This window comes from Thalassobaculum sp., from assembly GCF_965223715.1.
Classification (GTDB): domain Bacteria; phylum Pseudomonadota; class Alphaproteobacteria; order Thalassobaculales; family Thalassobaculaceae; genus Thalassobaculum.
In genome coordinates this window covers 4,216,434-4,231,460 of sequence record NZ_OZ245012.1, presented here as the reverse complement: position 1 = coordinate 4,231,460, position 15,027 = coordinate 4,216,434, and the positions used below count along the sequence as shown (strand labels likewise).

Annotated in this window: 1 protein-coding gene; it reads right to left on the bottom strand. The window is 70.1% G+C overall.

The features are described from left to right. Nucleotides 1–201: 201 nt before the first annotated feature. Entirely contained in the window at nucleotides 202–14,943 is a 14,742-nt protein-coding gene (locus ACOQOP_RS19585) for a calcium-binding protein (RefSeq protein ID WP_420563496.1), read from the bottom strand. Nucleotides 14,944–15,027 lie beyond the last annotated feature (84 nt).

The following is a 15,027-nucleotide window of genomic DNA, read 5'->3' as shown; positions in this document are numbered from 1 at the left end:
TCCCGCTCTGGTCAGTCCACCCGGTCGGCCACCGCCTCAGGCTCCGGGCAGAGAGGTGAAGCTATCACTGTCTGCCATCTAGGTAAACGCGACGCTGGGTTAAGAAATCGCAAATAACATCAAGTTTTGTACGAATTTAGCCGTGTCGCGACCGGTTTCCGTCCTCTCCGATTCGACAATATCAGAATTATGGCCGGCGGCTCAAATCAATGACCAGTCGGTCGGCACCGTGGACACGATTTCCAGGGTCGGGTTGTCGTCGTCGACCACGTCGAGCACGGCAACATCGCCCGCATCGTTCTGCAGCAGCAGGTCGCGGGTGAAGGACGGGGCCAGATCCTCAAGGTCGACGATCCGCCAGTTGGCCTCCAGGGTGATGGTCTCCTCGGCGGCGACCGAGGCGCCGTCCATCATCCACAGGGTGGCTGTATCGCCGGAGCGCCAGACCACATCGGCCTTGCCGTCGCCGGAGAAGTCGCCCACCAGATCGGCCTCCCACACGGAGTCCATCTGACCGAGATCGGTGCGGGTCACCGTGCTGCCGTTGGCCTCCAACAGGCTGACGGTGCCGTCCGCCGCGCGCACCAGCAGGTCGTCGCGCCCGTCGCCGCCGAAATCGGCGATGCCGAGGATCTCGGTGGAGCCGTTCATCGCCACCTCGGCGGTGCGGTCCGCGCCGCCGGCACCGGCCACGTCGACCCAGGCGCTGATGCCGCCCGTCGCACCGTTGCGCCACAGCAGGTCGGCTGCGCCGTCGCCGTCGAAATCGCCGGTTCCGACCAGGGACCAGCCGCTGCCGACGGTCTGGGTCAGGCCGGCGGTGGAGACGCCGTTGTCGCCGAGCTGCCAGATCGAGACGGAGCCGTTGCCGCTCAGCAGCAGGTCGTCGGTGCCGTCGCCGTCGAAATCGCCGGTCGCTGCGACGACCGCGTCGGTCGGCAGGCCGCTCTGGGTGCCCTGCTCGGTGATGCCGGAGCTGTCGACCCCGACCACCGTGGCGACGCCGCTGGCGGTGTTCTGGATCAGATGCTCGTCGGCCTGGCCGTCGCCGTTGAAGTCGCCGGAGGCCAGGATCCGCTCGTCGGCGCCCAGCGCCCGGGTGTCGAGCACGGTGGTGCCGTCCTCGTCCACCGCCAGCGCCCGCAGCATGCCGTCCCCGCCCTGGGCGGTGACCACGGTGGCGTTGTCGGCCACCGCGCCCAGGCGCGGCAGCAGGTCGCGCACCGGCTCGTCGCCCAGCACCAGTTCCACATTGTCGATCCGCGCGCCGTGGTTGTCCGACGTGCCGTCGGCATCGGCGCCGATGAAGGAGATCGTGTGCTCGCCCACCCCGAGGTTCAGGGTGACCACGTCGCTGTGCCAGGTGGTCTGGGCGTGGGTCTGGGTGTAGACGACCTGCCCGTCGATCTCGATGCTGAACTCGCTGGTCGCGGCCTGGTTGTTGCCGTACTGGCGGGCCGAGAAGTCGAAGGACAGGGTGTGCAGCCCGGCCTCCTGGATGGTGAAGGCCTGGGTCACCTTGGCGTTGGTGTCGCCGGCGGTTCCGCCCTTCTCCGGATGGCTGTCCAGCTCCAGGACCTGGTTGTCCTGGTTATGCTGGATCGCCTTGCCGCCCAGGTCGTCGTCCTGGATCTCGATCGGCGCGGTCCCGCCCACGCCCGGCGTCGCGTCCTCGGCGAACCAGCCCTCGATCTCGGTGAAGGTGCCCCAGCGGCCGTGGTTCAGGGCCGGCGTGTTCTCGAAATCGCCGTTCAGCAGCAGGTTCACGCCCGCGCCCGGACCGAACTCGCCGCCGATGACCAGCCGCTCGATGCCGTCCAGGGTGACGCCGTCCAGGTCGTCGATGCTGTCGATATAGACCGTGTCGAAGCCGACGCCGCCGACCAGGGAGGTGTCGCCCGCCCCGGCATAGAGCGCGTCGTTGCCGGCCCCGCCGGACAGGGCGTCACTGCCCTCGCCGCCGATCAGCGTGTCGTCGCCGCCGCCGCCGGAGATCGTGTCGTTGCCCGCTCGGCCGTCGAGCTGGTCGTTGCCGGCGCCGCCGAGCATCAGGTCGTCGCCGCTGGTGCCCGCCTGCGGCAGCAGGGTGCGGGCCGGCTCGGTGCCGGACACCAGCTCGATGTTGTCCACCATCGCGCCGTGGCGGTCCTCGACGAGGGTGCCGCGCAGGCTGATCGTGTGCTGTCCGACGCCGAGCTCCAGGGTCAGCCAGTCGCTCACCCAGGCGTGCGGCGCGTCCTCCTGGCTGTAGACCACCTCGCCGTCGATCAGGATGTCGAAGCCGCTGGTCTCGGCGGTCAGGCCGTTGAACTGGCGGGCGGCATAGTCGAAGGACAGGGTGTAGGTGCCCTGGTTGAAGACCGTGAAGGTCTGCTCGACCAGCGCGTTGTTGTTGTTGACCGGCTGGCCGCCCTCCTCCGGACCGGAGTCGAGCTCGAGCACGTTGTTGTCGGACGCCCAGCTGTCCGGCGAGACCGGCGCGCCGCCGATGCGGCCGTGCTGGATCTCGATCGGCGAGGTGCCCGGGATCTCCGGATCGGTATCGATCGCGGTCCAGCCCTCGATCTGCTGGAACATGGTCCAGACATTGGTCAGCTCGGTCGGCGTGGTCTCGAAATCGCCGTTGATCAGGAGGTTCTGACCTTCGCCCGGACCGGTGCTGCCGCCGACGACCAGATGCTCGATGCCGTCGACGGTCACGCCGTCCAGGTCGTCGATGCTGTCGACATACAGGGTGTCGTTGCCGGCGCCGCCGATCAGGCTGGCATCGCCCGCCCCGCCATACAGGGCGTCGTTGCCGTCGCCGCCGAGCAGCACGTCGCTGCCCGCGCCGCCGACCAGGACGTCGCCCTCGGAATTGTCCGCACCCGCCGGCGTGACGGTGATGCCGGAGATCAGGTAGTCGCTGCTGTCGGAAGACCCGCTCTGGCTCACGCCGCCATAGGGCAGCGCGGTGAAGACCAGGGTGTCGAAGGCCGTCGCCGGCGCGATCTCGACCGTGGTGGAAATCCCGGTCTGCGCGGTGGTGTCGATATCGCCTTCACCGACCAGCAGGCCGTCGCGATAGGCCGCCCAGTGCCCGACCTCGCCGCCGGCGCCCTCGTCCGGGAACAGGCGGTCGACCTGGACCGTGGCCGCGGTCGCCGGGCTGTCGAGCTCGACGATGAGCTGTTCGGAGATGCCCGAGGCCGGGTCGTAGCCGAGCTGCACCGCCGGGCCGGTCCCGGTATTGCCGTCGACCCCGATGCTGCCGCCGGAGGTGGACACATGATCGACGCTGGCATCCGTCAGCGCGCCGTCCACGATCTTGCGGCCGGTGACCGCGTAGCCGCCGCCGGTCTCCGCGTAGTTCGAGGCGGTGATGTCGAAGGCCGCCGGGCTGGCATCGCCGTCGCCCACCAGCGTGTCGTTACCGGCCCCACCCGACAGGGTGTCGGAGCCGCCGCCGCCACTGATCAGATCGTCGCCGCCCAGGCCGGAGATCCGGTCGGCATCGGACGTGCCGAGCAGGGTGTCGTCGCCCTCGGTCGGGCCGAACGGATTGACGAAGCCGGCCGCCTCGAGCGCGTCCAGGTCGGCCGCGTTCGGGTTGGAGGCCTTGGTCTCCTGCCGCGCGGTGTCGTTGATCTCGTAGCGCACGACCATCGTGCCGCTGCCGGCCTCGCTCCAGAAGAAGCTGTCGCCCGGCTCGGCCACGATCGGCCCGTCCTGCGGGTCGTCGACGCCGTACATGTCGGCGGTGGCCTCGATCGCCACGTCGTTCGGGTTGCGTAGCCGCCAGATCTGCTCCAGGTCGCCGTCACCGTCCAGATCGACCTTGCCCATGGCGGTCAGGGTCAGCCGCTCCAGTGGCACCGTCTCGGCCAGCGCGATGTCCACGCCGTCGGCATCGACGGTCAGCTCGGCGGTGGCGAACTCGCCATCGACCTGGAAGCTGGCATCGACATTGCCGTCGCCGTCGGTGTCGAGATTCACGGTGGTGACGTCGTCGTCGGCGCTCAGGGTGACCGCGAGCTGGTCGGTGCCGCCGGTGACCCGGATGGCGTCCTGCTCGGCGTCGTAGTCGGTGATCCGGTCGCCGTCGAGATCGGCCGCCGTGCCGGCGAAGGTGTCGCTGCCCGACCCGCCGGTCAGCGTGTCGGCCCCGGCGCCGCCGGAGAGCAGGTCATTCCCCGCGCCGCCCAGCAGGGCATCGTTGCCGGCGCCGCCAGACAGGGAATCCGCGCCGTCGCCGCCGGAGAGCAGGTCGTTGTCGGCCAGGCCTTCCATGCGGTCGTTGCCGGTGCCGCCCGACAGGGTGTCGTCGCCGGAATTGCCGGCCAGCCAGTCGTTGCCCGAGCCGCCGGAGACCAGGTCGTCGCCCACATTGCCCCAGGCGACGTCGTCGCCCTCGCCGCCGATCAGGGTGGTCGCCCCCTGGGCGTAGCGGTGGCTTGCCAGGTCGAGGATGTCGTTGCCGGCGCCGCCGTCGATCACCTCGATGCCGGCCAGGCGGCGTCCGCCGTAATCCAGCACGATGTCGTCGGCGCCGTCGGTGCCGCGCAGGGTGTCGCTGTCGCCGGTGCCGCTGTCGGTATAGGTGTCGTAGCGGGCATGGCCGGCGCCGTTGGATCCGGTGCCCTCGGCGTCGGTGATGCTGCCGTCGGTCAGCGGGTTCTCGGGATCGCCGACCTGGTAGTTCTGGATGCCGTTGGTCTGGTCGCCGGTCCACAGGTACAGGTCGTCGCCCGCCCCGCCGTCCATGCTGTCGCGCCCGGCACCGCCGCTGAGCGTATCGTCGCCGGCCCCGCCCTTCAGCGTGTCGTTGCCGGTGCCGCCTTCCAGGCTGTCGCCGCCGGTCCCGCCGGACAGGGCGTCGTTGCCCTCGCCGCCCAGGATCGTGTCGGAGCCTTCGGCGCCGCTGACCACGTCGCTGCCGGACCCGGCATTCACCAGGTCGTCGCCGCCCAGGGCGTCGATCGTGTCGTCGGTGCCGGAGAGGCCGGTGATCGTGTCGGCCCCGTCGGTCGCGCCATAGGGATCGACCGGATCGACGCTGAGGGTCAGGGTCAGGCCGCCGGCACCCTCGGTGAGCGTGGCCCCCTGATAGTTGCCGGAGACCCGGAAGCTGGACAGCGGGTTGCCGTTCCCGTCGTCGCCGATCTCCACCAGGGTCTTCGTGCCCTCGATGGTCAGCGAGACCGGCGTGCCCGTGTCGGAAAGGTCGGAGATCACGATCTCCTCGCCCTCGGCATAGTCGCCGAGCAGGTCGCCGTTCAGCTCGTCGAGGGTGCCGGTGAAGACGTCGTCGCCGCTGTTGCCGAACAGGTAGTCGGATCCGGCGCCGCCGCCGATCGTGTCGGCCCCGTTGCCGCCGAACACCCAGTCGGCCCCGTCGCCGCCCTGGATCGAGTCGTTGCCGGCGCCGCCGGTGAGCTGGTCGTTGCCCTCGTTGCCCGACAGGGTGTCGTCGCCGCCATCGCCGGCCAGACGGTCGACTCCCGCCCCGCCGACCAGCAGGTCGTTGTCGCCGCCGCCGGCCAGGGAATCATTGCCGTCGCCGCCGCGCAGGGTGTCGTTCGCCGCCCCGCCGAGCAGGGTGTCGTTGCCCGCACCGCCGTCGAGCAGGTCGGCGTCGGCCCCGCCATCCATCCGGTCCCGGCCCTCGCCACCCGAGAGGGTGTCGTTGCCGGCACCGCCGGTGATCGTGTCTTCGCCCTCCTGGCCGAGCACGACGTCGTCGCCGTCCTCGCCGTTGAGCACGTCCTCGCCGGCCCCGCCGGAGATCGTGTCGTCGCCGCCGCCGCCGAACACCACGTCCGCCGCGGACAGGGCGGTGATGAGGTCGTTCTCCTCGCCGCCGGAGAGCGTGTCGCTGTCCGGCGTGCCCATCAGGCCGTCATTGCCGTCGCCGCCGGTCAGCGTGTCGTTGCCGTCGCCACCGGAGAGCGTGCCCTCCATGCCACCGCCGAACAGCGTGTCGGCCTCGTGCCCGCCGCTCAGGGTGTCGTTGCCGCCACCGCCGACCAGGACATCGGTGCCGTTGCCGCCCTGCAGGGAATCGTCGCCCTCGCCGCCGGACAGGGAATCCGCGTCATGGCCGCCCTGCAGGGTGTCGTCGCCGGCCCCGCCGAGCACCGTGTCGGAGCCGTTGGCACCGCCCAGCGCGTCGTTGCCGGCCCCGCCGGAGAGCTCGTCGTTGCCGTGACCGCCGGTCAGGCTGTCGTCGCCGTCGCCGCCGACCAGGGTCTCGCTCTGGCTGCCGTTGCCGCTGGACTGCCAGCCACCGTTCTGGTTCTGGATCCCGGGGCCGGAGCCGTCGCCGAAATACAGGTAGGTGGCGCCGCCCTGAACCGTCGCCGACACGTTGTCGAAGCTGCCGGTCATGGCGAAGGACATATCGGCGGAGCCGTCGCCGTCGGTGTCGATGGAGACCGTGGTGACACCGTCCTCGGTGCTCAGGCTCACATCGTCGCTGTCGAAGGAGCCGGCCACCCGGACCAGGTCCTGGTTGCCGTAATCGGAAATCAGGTCGCCATCGCCCGCGGCGAAGGTGTCGCGCCCGAGCCCGCCGACCATCGTGTCGCTGCCGGACCCGCCGACCAGCAGATCGTCGTCATGGCCGCCGGACAGGGTGTCGTCCCCCGACCCGCCATAGATCTGGTCCGGCCCATTGCCGCCGATCAGCAGGTCATCGTCGCCGCCGGTCAGCGTGTCGTTGCCGTCGCCGCCGGTGAGCGTGTCGTTGCCGTCACCGCCCGTGACCGTGTCGTTGCCGTCACCACCCGTCAGCGTGTCGTTGCCGTCACCGCCCGTCAGCGTGTCATTGCCGTCGCCGCCGGTGAGCGTGTCGTTGCCATCACCGCCGGTCAGCGTGTCGTTGCCATCACCGCCGGTGACCGTGTCGTTACCGTCACCACCGGTCAGCGTGTCATTGCCGTCACCGCCCGTGACCGTGTCGTTCCCGTCGCCGCCCGTGAGCGTGTCGTTGCCGTCACCGCCCGTGACCGTGTCTTCCCCGCCGGATCCGCCCTCGGGATCGGGTGTCACGGTGATGCTCTTGACCAGATAGTCGCTGCTGTCGTTGGTCGCGGTCTGGCTCTGGCCGCCATAAGGCAGGGCGGTGAAGACGATCTTGTCGAAGCTCTGGCCCGGTTCGATCGTGACGGTCGCGGTGGACCCGCTGGTGGCGACGATATTGCCCTCGGCCACCAGGGTATCGCCGTCATAGACCGCCCAATGGCCGGTCTCACCGCCCGACCCCTCGTTCGGGAACAGGTTGGTGATGATCGCGCTGGCCGAAGTGGCCGGGTTGTCGAGGGTGACGATCAGCTCTTCGGAGATCCCGGCGACCGGGTCGTAGCCGAGCTGGATTCCCGGGCCGGAGGCCGGGCCGTCGACGCCGAGGCTGCCGCCGGAGGTGGAGACATGGTCGACGCTCGGTTCGGTCAGCGCGCCATCGACGATCCGTCGGCCGGTGATCGTATAGCCCGAGCCGGTATCCGAGTAGTTCGACCCGTCGATGGTGAACGGATCACCACCGGTCAGAGTGTCATTGCCCTCGCCACCGGTCAGCGTGTCATTGCCGTCGCCGCCTGTGAGCGTATCGTTCCCGTCACCGCCCGTGAGGGTGTCATTGCCGTCACCGCCGGTGACCGTGTCGTTGCCATCACCGCCGGTCAGCGTGTCGTTACCGTCACCGCCCGTGAGGGTGTCATTGCCGTCACCACCGGTGACCGTGTCGCTACCGTCACCACCGGTAACCGTGTCGTTGCCGTCGCCGCCGGTGACCGTGTCGTTACCGTCACCCCCGGTGACCGTGTCGTTGCCGTCACCGCCGGTGACCGTGTCGTTGCCATCACCGCCCGTGACCGTGTCATTGCCGTCGCCGCCCGTGACCGTGTCGTTGCCATCACCGCCGGTGACCGTGTCGTTGCCATCACCGCCCGTGACCGTGTCATTGCCGTCACCGCCGGTGACCGTGTCGTTGCCGTCACCCCCGGTGACCGTGTCGTTACCGTCACCCCCGGTGACCGTGTCATTGCCGTCGCCGCCGGTCAGCGTGTCGTTGCCGCCGCCACCGGTGACCGTATCGAAGGAGACGTCGGTGAAGAAGCCACCCTGGCCGTCGCTGCCGATTGTCACCTGGGGCGCGCCGCCGGCGCCGACGACGCCGAAGGTCATATCGGCGACGCCGTCGCCATCGGTATCGACCGAGATATAGGCGGTATCGCCTTCGGTCCGCATGGAGAAGTCGGAGACGTCGAGCTCGACACCCTCGATGCGGATGACGTCGCCCTCGCCGTACTGGGCGACGATGTCGTCATCGCCGACAAAGAAGGTGTCGTTGCCGGCCCCGCCGTCGAAGACATCGGCGCCGTCGCCGCCATACAGGGCGTCGTCACCGTCGCCGCCGGACAGGGTATCGTTGCCGTCACCGCCGGCCAGGACGTCCTCGCCGGACCCGCCGGAGATCTGGTCGGCACCCTGGCCGCCGAAGGCTGTGTCCGCGCCGTCGCCGCCGACGATGGAATCGTTGCCGAGGCCGCCGGACAGCAGGTCGTCGCCGCTGCCACCAACCACGGTGTCGTCGTGCTGGCCGCCGGACAGGGTGTCGTTGCCGTCGCCCCCGTCCAGGAGGTCGTTGTCGCTGCCGCCGCTCAGCGCGTCGTTGCCGAGACCGCCGCTCAGCGTGTCGTTGCCGTGACCGCCCGACAGGGTGTCCTCGCCGGCGCCGCCCGACAGGGTGTCGTCGTTCTGGCCGCCCACGGCCAGGTCGTTACCCTCGCCACCCGACAGCAGGTCGTTGCCGCGGCCGCCGCTGAGCACGTCGTCGCCCTCGTCGCCCAGCAGCAGGTCCTCGCCGGCATTGCCCAGCAGCGTGTCGTTGCCGGTGCCGCCATCGACGGTGTCGTTGCCCCAGCCGCCGCCGATGAAGTCGTTGCCCTCGCCGCCGGAGAGCAGGTCGTCGTTCTCGGGAAGGCCAGGATCCTCGCCGTCGTCGTCGACGCCGTCATCACCGACGATCGTGTCGTTGCCGGCACCGCCGGACAGGGTGTCGTTGCCGCCGCCGCCCGAGACGTCGTCGTCGCCGGAGCCGCCGCTGACCGTATCGTTACCGGCCCCGCCGGAGATCGTATCGCCCCCATCACCGCCGGTCAGCGTGTCGTCGCCATCGCCGCCCGTGACCGTGTCGCCGCCGTCACCGCCGGTGACCGTGTCGCCGCCGTCACCGCCGGTGACCGTGTCGCCGCCGTCACCGCCGGTGACCGTGTCGCCCCCATCGCCGCCGGTGACCGTGTCGCCGCCGTCACCACCGGTAACCGTGTCGCCGCCATCACCACCGGTGACCGTGTCGCCGCCATCACCACCGGTGACCGTGTCGCCGCCATCACCACCGGTGACCGTGTCGCCGCCATCACCACCGGTGACCGTGTCACCGCCATCGCCACCGGTCAGCGTGTCGTTCCCGTCACCGCCCGTGAGCGTGTCGTTGCCGTCGCCACCGGTGACCGTGTCACCGCCATCGCCGCCGGTCAGCGTGTCGTTCCCGTCACCGCCCGTGAGCGTGTCACCGCCATCGCCACCGGTCAGCGTGTCGCTACCGTCACCGCCGGTGACCGTGTCATTGCCCTCACCGCCCGTGACCGTGTCGCCCCCGCCGCCGCCGGTCAGCGTATCGTTACCGTCACCTCCGGTGACCGTGTCGTTGCCGTCACCGCCCGTCACCGTATCCCCGCCGGGGGTGGTGTCCTGTGGCGCTTCGGTCGGTTCCGTGTTCTCACTGAATCGGAGCAGGGTATAGGGAGCGCCGTTCTCGTCGACGCCGGTGCTAACCTCCGCGACCTCGAAGCCACCTCTCGCCTGGAAGCTGAAATCGGCGACCCCGTCGCCGTCGGTATCGACAGCCACGGTGGTAGTGGGGGTGGTGCCGAGGCTCCGCGTGACGGTCAGTGCACCGACGTCCAGGGCCGACCCGTTGATCCGCACCGCATCGATCTGCTCCAGATCGCGGATGACGTCGCCGTCATCGACCACGAAGGTGTCGGCGCCGCTGCCGCCCGTCATCTCGTCGTTACCGGCGCCACCATCGAGGTAGTCGTCGCCGGCATCGCCGATCAGGTCGTCACGACCGGCACCGCCGAGCACCGTATCGCTGCCGTCGCCTCCCATCAGGTAGTCGTCACCGGCGCCGCCGTCGATCACATCGTCGCCGTCATTGCCCGCCATGAGATCGTTGTCGGCGTTGCCGTACATCGTGTCGCCGCCGGCACCGCCAAACATCTGGTCGGCTCCGTCACCGCCCGAGACCAGATCCTCACCGTCGCCGCCGAACAGGATGTCGAGCTCGGAACCGCCCGAGATCGTGTCGTCGCCGGCAAAACCGGAGATCCTGTCACTGCCGTTGCCGCCAACGAACAGATCGTTGCCGTCGCCGCCGAGCAGCGTGTCGCGGCCGTTGCTGCCGGACAGGGTCTGGCCGTCCCAGCCGGCACCCGCGTCGCCGGCCAGGGAATCGTCGCCGGCCCCGCCCTCGACCGTGTCGTTACCGTCGCCGGACTGCACGGTGTCATTGCCGTCGCCGCCGACCACCGAGTCGTCACCGCTGCCGCCGTCGACGTCGTCGTCGCCGCTGCCGCCGTCCACGGTGTCGTTTCCGGCACCGCCGTCCAGCGTGTCGTTGTCGGCGCCGCCCTCGACCACGTCGTTGCCGTCGCCGCCGGCCAGCGAATCCGCGCCCTCATTGCCTTCGACGGTGTCATCGCCCGCGCCACCATCGGCGGTGTCGTCGCCGGCGCCGCCGGCCACGCTGTCATTGCCGTCGCCACCGGCGAGGCTGTCATTGCCGTCGCCGCCCGCGACCGTATCGTCCCCGTCGCCGCCGCCGACCGTGTCGTCGCCGTCATTGCCGTCGACGAGGTCGTTGCCCGCGCCGCCATCGACGCTGTCATTGCCGCCGCCGCCCGCGACGGTGTCGTTGCCGGCTCCACCGCCCACACTGTCGTCGCCGTCACCGCCGGCAACCGTGTCGTCGCCGCTACCGCCATCGGCCGTATCGTCGCCGGCGCCGCCCTCGACCAGGTCGTTGCTCGCCCCGCCGTCCAGGCTGTCATCGCCGACGCCGCCGGACAGGGTGTCCTCGCCAGCATTGCCGCTGACGACATCGTTTCCGGCACCGCCGGACAGGCTGTCATCGCCGAGACCGCCGGACAGGGTGTCGTCGCCCGTGCCGCCCTCGACCGTATCGTCGCCGTCGCCGCCCAGGGCGCTGTCATCGTCCTCGCCGCCGAGCACGCTGTCATTGCCGGTACCGCCGGACAGGGTGTCGTCGCCCGCCTGCCCGGAGATCGTGTCGTCGCCACCGCCGCCGGAGACCACGTCGCCGGCCGACTTGGCGGAGATGTCGTCGTCGCCGTCGCCAGCCTCGATCGTGTCGTTCTCCGGCGTGCCGACCAGGGTGTCGGCGCCGTCGGTGCCAAGCTCCGGATCGAAGGCATCCAGGGTGATGTCGACGCCGCCATTGCCGTTGTCGGTCACGGTCGGCTCGGTGAACAGACCCTCCAGCCGGATCGTGGACTCGGGCGTGCCGTCGCCGTCGGTATCGAGGAACAGCGTGCTGCCGGTCTCGTCGCGGACCAGGGTGACGTCCAGGCTGTCGGCGCTGACGCCGGCGACCGAGATCACATCGACGCCCGCGGCGAAGTCGCTGATCACGTCGCCGTCGAGTTCCTCCGGCGTGCCGGCGAAGGTGTCGGACCCCTCGCCGCCGGCCAGGCTGTCGGAGCCCGCCCCGCCGACCAGCACGTCGTCGCCCGCGTCGCCGTCGATATCGTCGGCCCCGGCACCGCCCGACAGCAGGTCGTCGCCCTCGCTGCCGCGCAGGGTGTCGTCGCCCTCGCCGCCGTCCAGCGTGTCGTTGCCGCCGCCGCCCCGCAGCAGGTCGGCCCCGTCATTGCCCTGGATGATGTCGTCGTCGGCCTCGCCCAGCAGGCTGTCGTCGCCGGCCCCGCCGGTCAGGGAGTCGTTTCTGTCGCCGCCATACAGGGTGTCGTCGCCGATGCCGCCGTCGAGCGCGTCCTCGCCCTCGTTGCCATAGATCAGGTCGTTGTCGGAGCCGCCCGCGACCGTGTCGTCGCCCGCGCCGCCGTCCAGGGTGTCTTCGCCTTCACCGCCGGACAGCAGGTCGTTGCCGCCACCGCCGTCGACCGTATCGTCGCCGCCGCCCGCCAGGAGCGTGTCGTCGCCGCCGGCGCCGGACAGCGTGTCCTCCGCCGCCCCGCCGGTCAGCAGGTCGTCGCCTTCGCCGCCGGTGGCCAGGACCGGGCCCTGGTTGCGGATGGTGAAGTCGGTATAGGTCGATCCGTCCGGGGCGGTCCGGCTGACCGCCTGGACATCGTTGTAATCGCCCTGAAGGGTCAGCGTCAGGTCGGCCGTGCCGTCGCCGTCGGTGTCGATTTGGATGCCGGTGGTGCTGCCATCGTCGCTGCGCACCAGCTCGATGGCCTCGGCGTCCAGGGACACGCCTTCGACCCGCACCACGTCGTCGTCGCCGAGATCGGCGATCACGTCGCCCTCGCCGGCCAGGAAGACGTCGCCGCCCGCCCCGCCGGTCAGGGTGTCGGACCCGGCCCCGCCATCCAGGCGATCGCTGCCCGCGCCGCCGACCAGCACGTCGTTGCCGCCGTCGCCTTCCAGCGTGTCGTCGCCGCCACCGCCCTCCAGCGTGTCGTTCCCGCTGCCGCCTTCCAGGTAGTCGCGGCCCGTGCCGCCGCGGATCGAGTCAGCGCCGGCACCGGCATCGAGCCGGATGCCCGGGCCGGACCAGCTCACCGTGTCGTTGCCGGCGGACACGCCGCTGGCGGCGGCGCTGATCTGGCCGCGGTCGAGCACGGACCCGTCGGCGAACTCGATGTTCTCGATGGTCCGCAGGGTGTCGGTCCAGTGGCTGATCTCCACCATGTCGGAGATCGCATCCCAGCCGACGGCATCCTCGGCCGCGGCGAGATAGAGGGTCGACCCGTTCAGCCAGAGGGTCACGTCCTCCGCGTTCAGGTCGGTCAGCTCCAGGGTGTCGATGCCGCCATGGAGCAGGGTCGGCGTGCCGATATGCCCGAGCGGGCTGCGGGTCTGGTACCAGTACTCGTCGAGGATCGTGTCGCGGCCGTCGCCGGACGCGTACTGATAGACGTCGTCGCCGCCGCCGGCCCGCAGCAGGTCGTCGCCCTCGCCGCCGACCAGAGTGTCCTTGCCCGCCGTCTCGCCGATGGCGGCGCCCCGGATGCCGCCGCTGCCCAGCAGCGTGTCGTTGCCGGCCCCACCGGACAGCAGGTCGTCGCCGGCACCGCCGTCGATCGTGTCGCTGCCGTCGCCGCCCCGGGCGGTGTCGTTGCCGAAGCCGCCGCGGATCGAGTCCGCATCGGCGCCGCCGTCGAACAGGTCATTGCCGCCGGCGCCGACCAGCAGGTCGTTGCCGTCGCCGCCGGACAGGGTGTCGTCCGCCTCGCCCGAGGTGACCGTGTCGTTGCCGCCGGCCGCATTGATGCCCAGCGGCGTCTCGGTCCAGGTCAGGCTCTCACCGGCGGACGTGCCGTCAAGCCGCGCGGTGATGTCGTTGACCGACAGCTCGCTGCCATCGGCGAACTGCAGGGTCTCGACCCGGTAATCACTGTCGCGCCAGTTCTCGACGGTGATCTGGTCGGCCAGGTCGCCGAGCTCGTTCACCCCGTCGCGGATGCCGATGACCAGATCGTCGCCGATCACATCGAGCCAGAGATCGTCGGCGCCGATACCGGGCCCGAAGACGATCCGGTCGATACCGCCATCGACAACGACCCCGTTGCTGACATGACCGAGCCCGTTTTCCGGGATGATCTTGTACTCGTCGAAGATGGTGTCCTGGCCGTCGCCCAGGCTGAAGCTGTAGACGTCGTTGCCGCCGCCGCCCCGCAGCAGGTCGTCGCCCACCCCGCCGGACAGGGTGTCGTGGCCGACCGCCTCGTTGGTGGTGCCAGGCGCGGCCGAGGCATCGAGGGTGTCGTTGCCGGCGCCGCCCGACAGGGAGTCGTCGCCGAGGCCGCCGCGCAGGAAGTCGTTGCCGTCGCCACCGTCGATCCGGTCGTTGGCTGCACCGCCCGACAGGGTGTCCTGGCCGGAGCCGCCGGCCACCGTGTCCACCCCGGCGCCGGCGATCACCACGTCGTCGCCGTCGCCGCCGTCGACCTGGTTATCACCGCCCGCCGCGTTGACAACGTCGTTGCCGGCGCCGCCGCCGATCGTGTCGGCGGCATCGGTCGCCGTGACCGTGTCGTCGCCGCCGCCGGCATCGATGCCGATCGCGGGACCTTCCCACGTCACCGTGTCCGCCTCGCCCGACCCGTCGAGGTCCGTGACCAGGTCGCTCACCTGAATGGTGGTGCCGTCCTCGAACTGGATCTGCTCGATCGCCCGCAGCGGATTGTCCGCATCGGTGATGCGCAGCAGGTCGCTCAGCCCGTAAAGGTCGGTATCGCCGTCGCGAATGCCGATGACCAGATCGTCGCCGTCGAGGGAGACCCAAAGGTCCTCGTAACTGATCCCAGCGCCGAAGCGGATCGTGTCGGTGCCACCGTTCATCTCCACGGGGCTGCGGATCGAGCCGAGGCTGACCCGCTCGTGGAAGTAATAATAGTCCTGGATCTCGTCGTAACCGTCGCCGCGGTTATAGACGTAGACGTCGTTGCCGCCGCCGCCGCGCAGCGTGTCCGAGCCGGATCCGCCGGACAGCGTGTCGTCCCCGGGAAGCTGATTGAAGTCGTTAATGTTTCCGGCAGATCCGTCGATCAGATCATCGCCGGCACCGCCCAACAGGAGATCCGCACCTTCCCGTCCATCGAGAAAGTCGTTCCCCTCGCCTCCGAAGAGTGTGTCGTTGACGGCGCCGCCGAACAGCGTGTCGTCATAATTGGTGCCGGTCAGGTCGACCATGGGCAGGTTTCTCCCCCCTGGAGCGCGCAATCTATCCCCTCGACCTGCTCATCGCAAATTTTATGCAAATTCTGGCTACCTGAG

Coding starts and splice junctions, on each gene's coding strand:
- ACOQOP_RS19585 (WP_420563496.1), bottom strand. CDS start 14,943: ATGGTCGACCTGACCGGCACCAATTATGACGACACGCTGTTCGGCGGC.